This window comes from Solwaraspora sp. WMMD1047 (assembly GCF_029626155.1).
Classification (GTDB): domain Bacteria; phylum Actinomycetota; class Actinomycetes; order Mycobacteriales; family Micromonosporaceae; genus WMMD1047.
This window is the reverse complement of sequence record NZ_JARUBL010000001.1, coordinates 1,194,489-1,208,860: the sequence shown is the minus strand read 5'-3', so window position 1 is coordinate 1,208,860 and position 14,372 is coordinate 1,194,489. Positions and strand designations below refer to the sequence as shown.

The 14,372-nt window shown below is 73.9% G+C and carries 9 protein-coding genes and 1 pseudogene; 1 reads left to right on the top strand and 9 read right to left on the bottom strand.

Features of this window, described 5'->3' with window-relative positions; translation table 11 throughout:
- Positions 1-645, bottom strand: coding sequence for an L-threonylcarbamoyladenylate synthase (locus tag O7627_RS05625; protein WP_278098175.1), 645 nt, complete (start codon positions 643-645; stop codon positions 1-3).
- Positions 645-1,715 (bottom strand): HemK/PrmC family methyltransferase, encoded by a 1,071-nt coding sequence (locus tag O7627_RS05620; protein ID WP_278092428.1) that lies wholly within the window; start codon positions 1,713-1,715, stop codon positions 645-647. The genes O7627_RS05625 and O7627_RS05620 overlap by 1 nt, the downstream gene beginning before the upstream one ends.
- 77 nt (positions 1,716-1,792) lie before the next feature.
- On the opposite strand from O7627_RS05620, the gene O7627_RS05615 reads away from it, so the two are divergent.
- The gene (locus tag O7627_RS05615; RefSeq protein WP_278092427.1) at positions 1,793-3,361 is read left to right on the top strand and encodes a GGDEF domain-containing protein; all 1,569 of its coding nucleotides are present in this window, start codon (positions 1,793-1,795) and stop codon (positions 3,359-3,361) included.
- A 6-nt stretch (positions 3,362-3,367) separates the two neighbouring features.
- Here the strand turns inward: O7627_RS05615 and prfA are convergent, their stop codons facing one another.
- The 7 genes and pseudogenes from prfA to thrC all read right to left on the bottom strand — a co-directional run bounded on the left by prfA (position 3,368) and on the right by thrC (position 14,361).
- Positions 3,368-4,456, bottom strand: a complete 1,089-nt coding sequence (gene prfA / locus O7627_RS05610; RefSeq protein WP_278092426.1) for a peptide chain release factor 1 — start codon at positions 4,454-4,456, stop codon at positions 3,368-3,370.
- A 130-nt stretch (positions 4,457-4,586) separates the two neighbouring features.
- The gene (rpmE, locus tag O7627_RS05605; protein ID WP_278092425.1) at positions 4,587-4,811 is read right to left on the bottom strand and encodes a 50S ribosomal protein L31; all 225 of its coding nucleotides are present in this window, start codon (positions 4,809-4,811) and stop codon (positions 4,587-4,589) included.
- A 341-nt stretch (positions 4,812-5,152) separates the two neighbouring features.
- Entirely contained in the window at positions 5,153-7,276 is a 2,124-nt protein-coding gene (gene rho / locus O7627_RS05600) for a transcription termination factor Rho (RefSeq protein ID WP_278092424.1), read from the bottom strand.
- A gap of 294 nt (positions 7,277-7,570) precedes the next feature.
- Positions 7,571-8,587 (bottom strand): homoserine kinase, encoded by a 1,017-nt coding sequence (gene thrB / locus O7627_RS05595; protein WP_278092423.1) that lies wholly within the window; start codon positions 8,585-8,587, stop codon positions 7,571-7,573.
- Between the two features lie 10 nt (positions 8,588-8,597).
- Complete coding sequence (locus tag O7627_RS05590; RefSeq protein WP_278092422.1) at positions 8,598-9,833, bottom strand: MFS transporter; 1,236 nt, start codon at positions 9,831-9,833, stop codon at positions 8,598-8,600.
- Between the two features lie 92 nt (positions 9,834-9,925).
- Positions 9,926-13,219 (bottom strand): annotated as a pseudogene (locus O7627_RS05585) (efflux RND transporter permease subunit); the annotation flags it as partial.
- 92 nt (positions 13,220-13,311) lie between these two features.
- Complete coding sequence (gene thrC / locus O7627_RS05580; RefSeq protein ID WP_278092421.1) at positions 13,312-14,361, bottom strand: threonine synthase; 1,050 nt, start codon at positions 14,359-14,361, stop codon at positions 13,312-13,314.
- Positions 14,362-14,372 lie beyond the last annotated feature (11 nt).

Below are 14,372 nucleotides of genomic sequence, written 5' to 3'. Positions count from 1 at the left end.
TCAGGCCACCCGGCCCTGGATGTCCGGGACCACGTCGCGCAGCTTCTCCAGCGGGATCGCGCCCTCGCGCAGCACCCGGGGCACCTCGCCGGTGACATCCACGATGGTGCTCGGCACCGGGTCCGGGCAGGGGCCGGCCTCCAGATAGGCGCGGACCGCGTAGCCGAGCTGGTCGCGGGCCTCGGCCGCGGTGACCGCCGCCGGCTGGCCGTGCTTGTTCGCCGACGAGACCGCCATCGGGCCGGTCTCCCGCAACACCTCCAGGGCCACCGGGTGCAGCGGCATCCGCACCGCCACCGTGCCCTGGGTGTCACCGAGATCCCAGCGCAGGCTCGGCGAGTGCTCGACCACCACGGTCAGCGCCCCCGGCCAGAACGCCTCGACCAGGTCCCGGGCCACCTGCGGCAGCATGAAGACCAGCCCGTCGAGGGTGTGCCGGGAGCCGACCAGCACCGGCGGCGGCATGTCCGGGCCGCGCCCCTTGGCGTTCAGCAGGGCCTTCACCGCATGGTGGGTGAAGGCGTCCGCGCCCACCCCGTACACGGTGTCGGTCGGCAGCACGACCAGTTCGCCGTTGCGCACCGCCTCGATCGCGGCCGCGATGCCTCGGTCGCGATCGGCGACGGACCGGCAGTCGTAGAGCATCACGATGAGCCAGTCTGCCACGCCAGGGCGGCGTCGGAAGCGGCGGTGCCACCCCCGGCGCCACCGGCCGTGCCGCCCGGGGCACCGCCGGCTCGCCGGGCGATGGTGAAACGTGCCCGGCCGGCCAGATCCGGGTGCTCGGCGACGGCGTCGAACCGGCCGCGGGCCCGGAACAGCGCCGGCAGCCGGCCGGCGTGCGACTCGTCGTGCTCGATGCCGACCAGCCCGCCGGGGCGCAGCAGGTCCGCCGCCCGGTCGATCACCGGCCGGATCACCGCCAACCCGTCCGGGCCCCCGAACACCGCCTCCGCCGGGTCGTGCTCGGCCACCTCGGGCGGCACCGGGGTGCCGGCCGGCACGTACGGCGGGTTGCAGAGCAGCACGTCCACCCGGCCGGCCAGCTCCGCCAGCAACGCCGGGTCGGTGACGTCGCCGGCCACCACCTCGATCGGGCGGACCCCGCCCCCGGCCCGCTCGGCCGCGTTGCGGCGCAGCCACTCGTCCGCGTTGCGGCGCAGCCACTCGTCCGCGTTGCGGCGCAGCCACTCGTCCGCGTTGCGGCGCAGCCACTTCAGCGCCGATGCGGCGCGTTCCACGGCGATCACCCGGGCCGCCGGCACCTCGTCGGCGACCGCCAGCGCGATCGCCCCGGTCCCGCTGCACAGGTCGACCACCAGCGCCGGGCCCTCGGCCCGGTCGGCCGCCAGCCGGGCCGCCCGCACGCCCCAGCCGGCCAGCAGCTCGGTCTCCGGCCGGGGCACGAAGACGCCCGGCCCGACCGCCAGCTCCAGATAGCGGAACCCGGTCGAGCCGAGCAGGTGCTGCAACGGCTCGCGCCTGGCCCGCCGGGCGACCAGTTCCCCGAGCCGGGCCTGCTGCGCCGGGTCCAGCTCCCGGGCCAGGGCCAGCCGTCCCCGCGACACCCCCAACGCGTACGCGGTCAGCTGCTCGGCCTCGGCCCGGGCCGGGCCGATCCCGGCCCGGGACAACGCGGCCGCCGCGCCCGCCACCGCCCGCGCCGGGGGGACCCCTTCCGTCTGATCGGGGGGGTGCCCATGGAAACCTGTCACGTCATAATCATGACCGTCGGCCGGCTTAGTCGTGCCACGGGTCAGTGTCCCCCCTCGAACCCGTTGGAGGTCTCCGCGTGAGCTGGCTCGACCGGGTGACCGACCAGGCCGAGTTGCTTTCCGGCGCCCGGGCGCTGATGGAGAACAGCCGGTCCGCCGAGGCCTGCGCCGCGTTCGAGCGGGTGATCGCCACCAGCACCGACCCGTACACCCGGGCGGACGCCCTGGTGCAGCGGCTCTCCGCGCTGCTCAACCTGGGCCGCACCGCGGAGTACACCTCCGCGCTGGAGGCCGCCTTCGACGCCGCCCGCGACCTGCCCGACCCGTACCTGCACGGCCATCTGCACGCGCTGGCCGCGCTCGCCGCGCACGTGCAGGGGGCGCTCGACCGGTGCGTCATGCACCTGGTCCGCAGTGACCGGGCGCTGGCGGCGGTGGAGGACCCGGACCGGGAGACCGCCTGGGGCTGGCACGACCTGGCGATGGCCTACTCCTACCTCAGCTTCCACGGGTACGCGCTGAGCGCCATCGAGCGGGCCCGGCGGCTCGGGATGGCCGCCGGAATCCCGGAGGAGACCTTCGCCGCGCCGGGCATCCGGCTGCGCAACGCCGTCACCCTCGACCACCAGGGCGACAGCGACGGCTGTCTGCGGGTGCTGCGGGACATCGCCGGCGACCTGGACCGGTTCGTCCGGGCTGGGACCGCCGGCCGGCTGCGCCCGAGCAGCCTGGCCGCGTACGGCTACGCGGCGGCCCGCCGGGCGGCGCTGGGCGGCCCCGCCGACCAGGGCGGCGGGGTTCCGGCCGGAACGGACGCCGCGGCGCTGCTGGCCAACGGCGGCGACAGCGCGCGGGCCCGGGACATGCGCCAGCTCGGCGCGGTCTGCCTGGCGATCCGCGACGGCCGCTCGGTGGAGGCGATGGTCCGGCTCGACGGGGCGACCGTCTCCGCCGAGACCCTCGGCTCGGCCGAACACGCCCGGCTGCGCAGCCTGGCCTTCGCCCGCTCCGGCGACCACGCCGCCGCGCACCGCGCCGACCGGTACGCCTTCCGGCTGGCCGCCCAGCGCAACGACCGGCTCCGGGACGTCTACGTCGACGGCATCGCGGCCCGCATCGACCACGAGGAGATGCGCCGGGAGGCGGCCCGGTACGAGGGTGAGGCGCTCACCGATCCGTTGACCGGGCTGCCGAACCGGCGCCGGCTGGAGCGCTACGTGGCGGCGCTCGTCACCCGCGGCGAGCGGGCCGCACTCGGGGTCTGCGACCTGGACGGCTTCCGGGCCGTCAACGGCGCGCACGGCCACCACTCCGGCGACCTGGTGCTGCAGCGGATCGCCGGGGTGATCAACCGGGTGATGCGGCGCGGCGACTTCGTCTCCCGGTACGGCGGCGACGAGTTCGTGGTGGTGCTGCCGGGCGCCGGGATGGTCGAGGCCGCCGAGGTGTCCCGCCGCATCCGGGCCGCCGTCCGGGCCGAGGACTGGGAGTCGCTGGTGCCCGGCACCCCGGTCGGGATCAGCGTCGGCTTCGCCGAACTGCCGGCGGCCGGCGCCGGGCAGCGCGACGCGTTCGGCGTCGCCTTCGAGCAGGCCGACCGGGAGATGCTGCGGCTCAAGAGCCGCAACCGGGCCGACGTGGGCTGATCCCGGTCAGCGCCGGGACAGCTCCGGGTCACCGGCCAGCCGCGCGGTCCGGTCCGCCTCGGTCAACGCGTCGAGTACGCCGTCCAGCTCCCCGCCGAGCACCAGGTCCAGGTTGTACGCCGTGAAGCCGATCCGATGGTCGGTGATCCGGTTCTGCGGGAAGTTGTAGGTGCGGATCCGCTCGGAGCGGTCCACTGTGCGCACCTGGGACCGGCGGGCGTCGGAGGCGGCGGCGTCGGCCTGTTCCTGGGCGGCGGCGAGCAGCCGGGCCCGCATGATCCGCATCGCCTGTTCCCGGTTCTGCAGCTGACTCTTCTCGTTCTGGCAGGAGACCACGATGCCGGTCGGCAGATGGGTGATCCGCACCGCCGAGTCGGTGGTGTTCACCGACTGGCCACCCGGCCCGGACGAGCGATACACGTCGATGCGCAGCTCGTTCGGGTCGATCGTGACGTCGACCTCCTCGGCCTCCGGCAACACCAGCACCCCGGCCGCGCTGGTGTGGATGCGGCCCTGCGACTCGGTGACCGGCACCCGCTGCACCCGGTGCACGCCGCCCTCCCACTTGAGTCGGGACCAGACCCCGTTGCCGCCCTCGGGCACGCCGCGTGCCTTCACCGCCAGCGAGACGTCCTTGACCCCGCCCAGATCGGAATCCTGCGCGTCCAGCACCTCGGTGGCCCAGCCGTGCCGCTCGGCGTACCGCATGTACATCCGCAGCAGGTCCCCGGCGAACAGCGCGGACTCCTCGCCGCCCTCGCCGGCCTTGATCTCCAGGATCACGTCCTTGGCGTCGTGCGGGTCGTGGGGGATCAACAGCTCGGCCAGCCGCTCCTCCAACGCCGGCAGGGCGGCGGCGAGGGACTCCACCTCCGGCTGGAACGACGGGTCCTCGGCGGCCAGTTCGCGGGCCGCCACCAGGTCGGCCCGGGCCTGCTCCAGCTCGCCGGCCGCCTTGTGCACCGGGGTCAGCTCGGCGAACCGGCGGCCGACCCGCCGGGCGGTGGCCTGGTCGGCGTGGATCCCCGGGTCGGCGAGCCGCTTCTCCAGGTCGGCGTACTCGTCGAGCAGCGCGGCGAGACGGTCACTACTCATTGCTGCTGCTCCCTGTGGACGGCTCGGCGTCCCGGTGGACGGCTGCGGGGGTTCGGCCGGTGGGTACCGGCCACATGCGAGACGGCGCCCACCGCCCGGCGGAACCGGGTGGCGGGCGCCGTCTGGGCCGCTACTTGGCCTTCTTGGCCTGAACCTTGGCGTACTTCTGCTGGAACTTCGCGACCCGACCGGCGGTGTCGAGGACGCGCTGCTTGCCGGTGTAGAACGGGTGGCAGGCGCTGCAGGTCTCGACGTGGATCGAGCCGCCCTTGGCGGTGCTGCGGGTGGTGAACGAGTTACCGCAGGAGCACGTCACCTCGGTGGTCACGTACTCTGGGTGGATCTTGGGCTTCATGTCGCCTCGGTCCTTTCATTTGTGGTCGCCGGGTCGCCGTCTGCGCCCACCGCCGGTGCCGCGACGGATCGCGACCCGCTGGCGGGCTCGGGCGTGAACCGGAACCGGTGGCCGATTGACAAGTGTGCCATGGGCTTCCGCCGGCCCGAATTCGGGCCGCACACGAGGTCTGTGACAGGTAACGGGCCGGACCTGTCAGGCATTCCCGGCCCGCCGGGTGAGCTCACCCGGACAGCCGGTGCGGAACCGGACGCCTGGGCACACTCTCCCCCGACGTCCACCTGCCCCGTCCGCCGCCGGCCCGGTCCGGGCCGGCGGGGGACGGTTGGCGTCCGGCGGCGTTACTCGCCCGGCGTCGACTTGGCGATCTGCATCAGGAACTCGATGTTGGTCCGGCTCTGCTTGAGCCGGTCCAGCAGCAGGTCCAGGGCGGCCTGCGAGTCCAGCGAGTGCAGCACCTTGCGGAGCTTGTGGATGATCGCGAGCTCCTCCGGCGCGAGCAGGATCTCCTCCTTGCGGGTGCCGGAGGTGTGGATGTCGATGGCCGGGAAGACCCGCTTGTCGGCGATCTTGCGGTCCAGCTTGAGCTCGGCGTTGCCGGTGCCCTTGAACTCCTCGAAGATGACCGTGTCCATCACCGAACCGGTCTCCACCAGGGCGGTGGCGAGGATGGTCAGCGAGCCGCCGTTCTCGATGTTGCGGGCCGCGCCGAGGAACCGCTTCGGCGGGTAGAGCGCGGTGGAGTCGATACCACCCGACATGATCCGGCCGCTGGCCGGCGCCGCCAGGTTGTACGACCGGCCGAGCCGGGTCACCGAGTCGAGCAGCACGACCACGTCGTGCCCCAGCTCGACCAGGCGCTTGGCCCGCTCGATCGCCAGCTCGGCGACGGTGGTGTGGTCCTGCGGCGGCCGGTCGAAGGTGGCCGCGACCACCTCGCCCTTGACCGAGCGCTGCATGTCGGTGACCTCTTCGGGCCGCTCGTCGACGAGCACCACCATCAGGTGACACTCCGGGTTGTTGTGGGTGATCGCATTGGCGATCGCCTGCAGCACCATCGTCTTACCGGCCTTCGGCGGCGACATGATGAGCGCCCGCTGGCCCTTGCCGATCGGCGTGACCAGGTCGATGACCCGGGTGGTGAGGATGTGCGGCTCGGTCTCCAGCCGCAACCTCTCCTGCGGGTAGAGCGGGGTCAGCTTGTAGAACTCCGGCCGCCGCTTGGCCTCCTCCGGGTCCATCCCGTTGATGGTGTCCAGCCGGACCATGGGGTTGTACTTGTCCCGACGCTGCTCGCCGTCCCGGGCCGACCGCACCGCGCCGGTGACCGCGTCACCGCGGCGCAGGCCGTACTTCTTGACCTGTGACATCGACACGTAGACATCGTTGGGGCCGGAGAGGTAGCCGGTGGTGCGGACGAACGCGTAGTTGTCCAGCACGTCGATGATCCCGGCCACCGGCACGAGGACGTCGTCCTCGCTCACCTGCGGCTCCCGGCCGCCGGAGTCGCCGCCGCCGTCGGGGCGGTCGCCCCGGCCGCGCCGCCGGTCCCGGAACCGGCTGCGCCGGCCGCGCCGGCCGCCCTCACCGGAGTCGTCGTCGGAGTCGTTGTCCCGGTCGTTGCCGCCGCGCTGTCCCCGGTCACCCCGGTCGTTGCGGTCCCGGTCGCCGTTGCGGTCCCGCCCGTTGCGGGCCTCGCCGCGCTCGTTGCGGTCGCCACGGTCCCGGTCGCCGCGCTCGTTGCGCTCGCCGCGATCCCGGTCGCCGCGCTCGTTGCGCTCGCCGCGGTCCCGGTCGCCACGGTCAGCCCGCTCCGCGGCCCGCTCACCCCGGTCGGTACCTCGGTCACCCCGATCGGACCGGTCACCCCGATCGGACCGGTCACCCCGATCGGACCGGTCACCCCGATCGGACCGGTCACCCCGATCGGACCGGTCACCCCGGTCGGACCGGTCACCCCGGTCGGACCGGTCACCCCGGTCGGACCGGTCACCGCGGTCGCGGTCGGTGTCGGCGGCCGGCTGCTCCTGGCCGGCTTCGGTGCCGGCGGTGCCGGCGCCGGAGCGGCTGCGGCGGGGGGCCCGTTCGCGTACCTCGGGCTCGGCGGCCGGCGCCTGGTTGTCCGGCGCCTCGCTGCGCCGCTCGGCGTCCGGCCGCTCGCCGGCCTCCCGCACCTCCAGGCGTACCTCGTCCCGGGCCGGGGCCGCCGCGGCGGCCACCTCGGCCCGCGGGCGCGGAGCACCCGCGGCGGCCGCGCCGCCCTGCCGCTCGGAGATCGCGTTGATCAGTTCGCCCTTGCGCATCCGGGCCGTACCGGAGATGCCGAGCGACGCGGCCAGGCTCTGCAACTCGGGCAGCAGCATGGCCGCCAGCCCGGTGCCGGACCGCCGACGGCGGGCGGGGCCTGCGGTGGCGTCGCCAGCGACGTTGGAAACGTCCGACGTCACGTCGGTGGTGTCGCTCAATGGATTCCTTCCCTCGATAAGGCCGGGGCTGCCCGGGAGGCGGAACTAGGTGGCCGGGCGGCCTCGGTGCACCCGCCTCGCGTGACGCGTCGCGGGAGTCTGTGACACAGCAGCCGTCGGTTTCCCACCCACCAGATCTCGGTGCGCGGGGCTCGCCGACTGCGGCGACCTGGGAGACTGCGGTGCGGCGTGGCCTAGGCAGGGGTTGAGACGGGCTAACCGCCGATAGCTTCGGGGGTGCGCCGACCCGCAGGAGATCGCGTGCTTCGCGGCTGTGCTAAGTCTAGAGCGTAATCAACTCTTCCGACCTGCGGCAACAGGGTCCCGCTCGGCGTGTCCCAGTTTACCCCCAACTACCTGGGCACCGGTGCCGTCTATTGACAACGATTTGACCGTCCAGCCCATTCCCGGGCCGAAATCGGCCGGCGGCTCGGTCAACGCCAGCACGCTCGGACCGGCCCCGCTGATCACCGCGGCGACCCCGGCGGTCCGCAGACTGGTCAGCAACGCCGCGCTCTCCGGCATTCCCGCCGCCCGATAGCCCTGGTGGAGGCGGTCCTCGGTGGCGGTCAACAGCAGGCCGGGGTCGGTGGTCAGGGCGTGCACCAGCAGCGCGGCGCGGCCGGCGTTGCGGGCCGCGTCGGCATGCGGAACGGTGGCCGGCAGCGCGGCCCGGGCGGCCGAGGTCAGGCCCTGGACCGCCGGCACGTAGACGGTGGGCCGGAGGTGCGGGGCGACCGCCAGCCGGACCGCGTGGGCCGGCTCCGCACCATCCGAAACTCGGGAATCCGCCCCTGGCGCCCCTTCGGCACCACTGTCATCAGCCGTCCCACCGGCGCCCATCCAGGCGATCGTGAAGCCGCCGAGCAGGCAGGGGGCGACATTGTCCGGATGCCCCTCCAGCTCGGCCGCCAGCCGGAGCACGGCGGCCACGTCCAGCAGCCGGTCGCCGTCGTCGACGAGCGCCCGGGCCAGCAGCACGCCCGCGACGATCGCGGCCGAGGAGGAGCCCATCCCCCGGGCCTGGGGAATCCGGTTGTCGCAGCGCACGTCGAGCCCGCCGGGTTGCCCGCCGAGCGCGTCGAAGGTGGCCCGCATCGCACGGACCACCAGGTGGTCCTCGCCGGTCGGCAGCTCACCGGCGCCTTCTCCGCTGACCGCCACCCGGGTGCCGTCGGCGCCCGTCACCCGGGCCTCGACCTCGTCGTGCAGCGTCAACGCCAGGCCGAACGCGTCGAACCCGGGGCCCAGGTTGGCGCTGGTGGCGGGCACCCGCACGCGGACCGGCTCGGAACCGAAGGTCAGGGGCATGGCGAACATGCTAGTGCCGGGTACCGACAGCGTCGGGGTCGGCGAGGGTGAGCCGGCGGGTGGCGATCCGCCAGCCGACCGCGTACACGACGGTCACCAGCCCGCAGCCGGCCAGCACGATCCGCTCGTCGACCCGGTCCACCACCGCCGCGACGGCGAGTTGGCTCACCGAGATGGCCAGGGTCGCCAGCATCATGTCGGTGGCGAAGACCCGCCCGCGCAGTCGGTCGGGCACCTCGCCCTGCAGCGCGAAGTTCGACATCACCCAGTTGCTGCCGCCGGCGAAGTGGGCCACGAAGACCAGCACCAGCACCAGCGGGAACCAGCCGGTCACCGAGACGCCGAGGTAGGCCAGCCCGTACCCGGTCATCGAGATCGCCAGGCCGGGCAGCAGCCAGGAGCGCCGGCCGAGCACCCGACGCATCAGCAGCGGCCCCACCAGGGCACCGGCGCCGCGGACCGCGAACAGCAGGCCGGCACCCACCGCGCCGACGCCGTACACGCCGGCCAGCAGCGGAAACACGGTGAGCACCCCGTTGCCGAGGCCGACCGCCGACTTGACGGTGACCAGGGCGAGCACCCGCGGCCGGGCAATGATGTAGGCGAGCGCCTCCCGGATCGCCGCCCACGGCCGCTGCACCGGCGCCGCCAGGTCCCGCTCCGCCTGCATCGGGCGGCGGATCAGCGCGGTCAGGCCCGCGGCCACCGCCAGGCCACCGGCCGCGACCCAGAAGCAGGCGTACGGCCCGGCCAGCGCGCTGAGTACGCCGCCGAGCGAGGCACCGACCACCGTCATGGTGCCCCAGGCCGAGCCGGCGATGGCGTTGCCGGCGGCCAGGTCGGCCGGCTCGACCACGTTCGGCAGCGCGGCCTGGGCGGCGGGCGAGTAGAACGCCTTCGACGCGGCGACCACGCCGACCGCGACCAGCGCCAGCCAGGCCGTCGCCGCGCTGCGCACCCCGAGCAGCAGCAGCACCGCCGCCAGCGCGACCACGTTCGAGGTGATCAGGATGCGGCGGCGGTCCAGCCGGTCGGCGATGGTCCCCGCGTACGGCAGCAGCAGGGCGATGATGCCGGTGTCGGCGGCCAGCACCAGCGCGCCCCAGACGCCGCTGCCGGTCAGTTGGGGCAGCAGCACCAGCAGCGGCACCATGACGAACCAGTCGGCCCCGAAGACCACCAGCTCGGCCCCGAACAGGTGCCGGAAGTCACGGTTTCTGGTAAGGACCGAGAGCGGAGACGCCACGTACTGCCACGTTACTCCCCGGCCGGCGAGGACCGCCCGTCCGGCCGCTGCTCGGACGCCGGCCCAGGCGCCGGACCCGGTTGCGGACCGGGTTCCGGGGCGGGCAGCGGCGACCGGCGGCTACGCGGCAGCCGCAGCACCTCGAACTGGTCGGTGCCGGCCAACAGCGCCCCCGATGGTGCCGGCCCCGGACCGGCGCCCGTCGACGCGGCGGACCCGGGTCCACCCGCGGACCAGCCGGCCGAACCGCCGCCGGCCCCGGCACCGGCCGGCAGCCGGACAGGTCCGCCGTTGCCCCCGCCGTCGGCCGGCGCGTGGGGATCGCCCGGCTCGGCGGCGCCACCGCGCCGGCCGCGGATCCACTCCTTGGCGTTCTCGACCATCGTGTAGAGGGTCGGGACCAGCACCAGGGTGAGCAGGGTGGAGCTGAGCAGGCCGCCGATCACCACGATCGCCAGCGACTGGGAGATGAAGCCACCCTCGCCGGTGAGCCCGAGCGCCATCGGCAGCAGCGCGAAGATGGTCGCGATCGCCGTCATCAGGATCGGCCGCAGCCGGCGCCGGCCGCCCTCGACCACCGCGTCCCGCACGCTCATCCCCTGCGCCCGGTACTGGTTGATCAGGTCCATCAGGACGATCGCGTTCGTCACCACGATGCCGACCAGCATCAACGCGCCGATCAGCGCCGGCACCCCGAGCGGCTTGCCGGTGACCAGCAGCAGGGTGATCGCGCCGGTGGCGGCGAACGGGATGGAGACCAGCAGGATCAGCGGCTGGATCAGGCTGCGGAACGTCGCCACCATGATCACGAAGACGATCGCGACCGCGACCAGCAGCGCCAGGCCCAGGTCGGCGAAGGCCTCGGCCTGGTCCGCGCTGACCCCGCCGACGGTGATGGTGGCACCGGCGACGGTGATCGCGTCCAGCCTCTCCTGCAACGCCCGGGTCGTCGCCCCCAGATTGGAACCGGTGGCGGTGCCGGTGACCGTCGCGCTGCGGTCGCCGTCGATCCGGGTGACGGCGAGCGGGCCGTCCACCTCGGTCACCTCGGCGATGTCGTCGAGGGTGCCGGCGCCGACCGGCAGATCCCGCAGCTCCTGCAGACCGGCCGGCGGCGGTCCGCCGGCCAGCAGCACGTCCTGCTGGCCGCCGTCGAGCGTGACCCGCCCCAGCGGGGCGCCCCGGAACGCCTGCCCGACGAGCTGGCCGACCGCCGCCTCGGAGAGACCGGCCTGGGCGGCGGCGGCCCGGTCCACCACGATGTCGATGCGGGGCGCGCTCTCCGCCAGGCTGGTGCCGACGTCCACCACCTCGGGGGTGTCGGCCATCGCCGCCCGGACCCGTTCGGTCGCCCGCGCCAGCACGTCCGGGTCGGCGGCCTGAATGATCACCGCGAGCTGGTTGGTGGCGCCGCCGCCCGGTCCGCCGGCCGCCCCGAAGGTCAGCTCGCCGGCCCCGGTGAGCCCGTCGAACTCGGCCCGCAGCCGGTCGGTCACCTCGGCCGCCTCCGCGTCCTCGGTCAGCGCCACTGAGAAGGTGGCCGCGGAGTTGGACCCGCCGCCGGCCCACGGGGTGCCGCCGCCACCCGCCGTCACCTGGTACGACTCGACACCGTCGGTGCGGCCCAGGATCGTCTCCACCCGGCGGGCGGCGGCGTCGGTGGCGGCCAGGCTGGCGCCCACCGGCAGCTGCTGGGTGACCGTCAGGGTGTCCTGGCCGGAGTCGTCGATGAAGTTGGTCTCCAGCCGGGTGGCCAGCGCGAAGGTGCCGAGCAGCACCACCAGCCCGAGACCGACCGTGAGCCACCGCCGGCCGGTGGCGAACGCGATCACCGGCAGGTAGCCGCGCTGCAGCGGGCTGCGCAGCTCCTTCTCCTCGGCGGACCGGCGCACCGCGGCCTCGTCGTCGGTGCCCGCCGGCGGCTTGAGGAACCAGTACGCCAGCACCGGGATGACGGTGAGCGAGACCAGCAGCGAGGCGAGCAGCGCCACCGTGACGGTGACCGCGAACGGGGTGAACAACTGCCCGACGAACCCGCCGACCAGGGCGATCGGGGCGAACACCGCGACCGTGGCCAGGGTGGAGGCGGTCACCGCGCCGGCCACCTCCCGGACCCCGGTGAGGATCGCCTGCCGGCGCTGCTCGCCGTACTCCAGATGTCGTTTGATGTTCTCCAGGACGACGATCGAGTCGTCCACCACCCGGCCCACCGAGATGGTCAGCGCGCCGAGGGTGAGCAGGTTGAGCGAGTAGTCGCCGACCCAGAGCGCGATCAGCGCGATCAGCACCGACAGCGGGATCGACACGGCGGTGACCACGGTGGACCGGATCGACAGCAGGAAGACCAGGATGACCAGGACCGCCATCACCAGGCCGAGCAGCCCCTCGGTGGTGAGCGCCTCGATCGAGCGCTCCACGAACGGGGCCTGGTCGAAGACCGCGGTCAGCTCGGCGTCGGCGCTGTCGCCGAGCTCGTCCAGCCGGTCCCGGATCTCCCGGGAGATGCCGACCGCGTTGCCGTCCGGTGCCGCGGTGACCGCGATGCCGAGGCTGTCCTGGCCGTCGGTGCGGGTGAACGAGGTGGCCGGGGCGAGCTGCTGGTCAACGGTGGCGACGTCGCCGAGCCGCACCGGCGGCCGGCCGGGGCCCGGGGTCAGGTAGATGTCGCGCAGCTCGTCGAGGGTGGCGATCCGGGTGCCGACCTGCACCGGCCGGGTCTGGTCCGACTCGGTGACCGCGCCGGCCGGAATGGTGACGCCGTTGGTCTGCAGCGCCTCGCCGAGTGCGGTGGGGGTCAACCCGGCGGCGGCGAACTTCGGCGGGTCCGGGGTGACCAGCACGACCTGGTCGCGGGTGCCGGTGACCTCGACGGTGCGGACGCCGTCGATCGCCTCCAGTTCGGGTACGACGGTGGCGGCCAGCCGCTCGGCCAGCGCCTGCGGGTCGGTGCCGCCGGCCGCGGCCAGCACCACCGCCGGCAGGTCGTCGGTGTTGCCGGCGAAGACGAGTGGTTCGACGTCCGCCGGCAGCTGGGCGGAGATCCGGTTGAGACCGGATTCCATCTCGGCGACGGCGGCGTCGAGGTCGGTGCCGAACTCGAACTCGACCTCGACGGTGCTGGCCCCCTCCCGGGAGGTGGAGGAGACCTCGCTGAGCCCGTCGATGCCCTGCAGGCTGTCCTCGATCGGCGCGGTCACCTGCGACTCGACGATCTCCGGCGCGGCGCCGGGGAAGGTGGTCACGATGAAGGCGCCGGGGAACTCCAGCGACGGCAGCAGCTGCTGCTTGAGGGCGGGCACGGTGAACGCGCCGAAGGCGGTGATCACGATCGCGACGAGCGCGACGAGCCCCCGGTTGGCGAGGCTGAGTCTGGCGAGCAGCGACATGATCGGGCCCACTCTCCCGGAGATTTAGTTGGCGCGGCAGTTGCAGAGTTTGCCTGACCCGCGCCACCGTACCGGCGGCGGGGCGGCGGCCGTCAGGCCAGATCCAGCGACCGGGCGGCGGCGAGCACGTCGTTCGGGATGGTGGTCGGTGACGGGGCGGTGGAGATCGCCCACTCCGGGTCCTTCAGGCCGTTGCCGGTGACCGTGCAGACGATCGTCGACCCGCCCGGCACCCGCCCCGCCTCGGCCTGCTGCAACAGTCCGGCCACGCTGGCCGCGCTCGCCAGCTCCACGAAGACGCCCACCTCGCGGGCGAGCAGCCGGTACGCGGTGAGGATCTCCCGGTCGGTGACGGCGGCGATCAGCCCGCCGGAGGCGTCCCGGGCGTCCAGCGCCTTGGTCCAGCTGGCCGGGTTGCCGATCCGGATCGCGGTGGCGATGGTGGACGGCTCGCGGACCACCTCGCCGGTGACGATCGGCGCGGCGCCGGACGCCTGGAAGCCGTACATCCGGGGTTTGCGGGTGGCGTTGCCGGCCTGCGTCTCCTCCTGGTAGCCCATCCAGTAGGCGCTGATGTTGCCGGCGTTGCCGACCGGCAGGCAGTGGATGTCGGGGGCGTCGCCGAGCGCGCCGACGATCTCGAAGGCGGCGGTCTTCTGGCCGTGCAGCCGGTCGATGTTCACCGAGTTGACGAGCGCCACCGGGAAGTCCTGGGAGAGCTTGGAGGCGAGCGCGAGGCAGTCGTCGAAGTTGCCGGTGACCTGCAGCAGCCGGGCGCCGTGCACGAGCGCCTGGGCCAGCTTGCCGAGCGCGATCTTGCCCTGCGGGACGAGCACCGCGCAGGTCAGCCCGGCCCGGGCGGCGTACGCGGCGGCCGACGCGCTGGTGTTGCCGGTGGAGGCGCAGATGATCGCCTTGTTGCCGGCCTCGACCGCCTTCGACACGGCCAGGGTCATCCCCCGGTCCTTGAACGACCCGGTCGGGTTGGCCCCTTCGATCTTGAGGTACACGTCGCAGCCGGTCCGGGCGGAGAGCACCGGCGCCGGCAGCAGCGGGGTGTCACCCTCGTGCAACGTGATCACGGGCGTCGTCGCGGTGACCGGCAGCCGGTCCCGGTACGCCTCGATCAGTCCACGCCACATGTCGCTCTCCT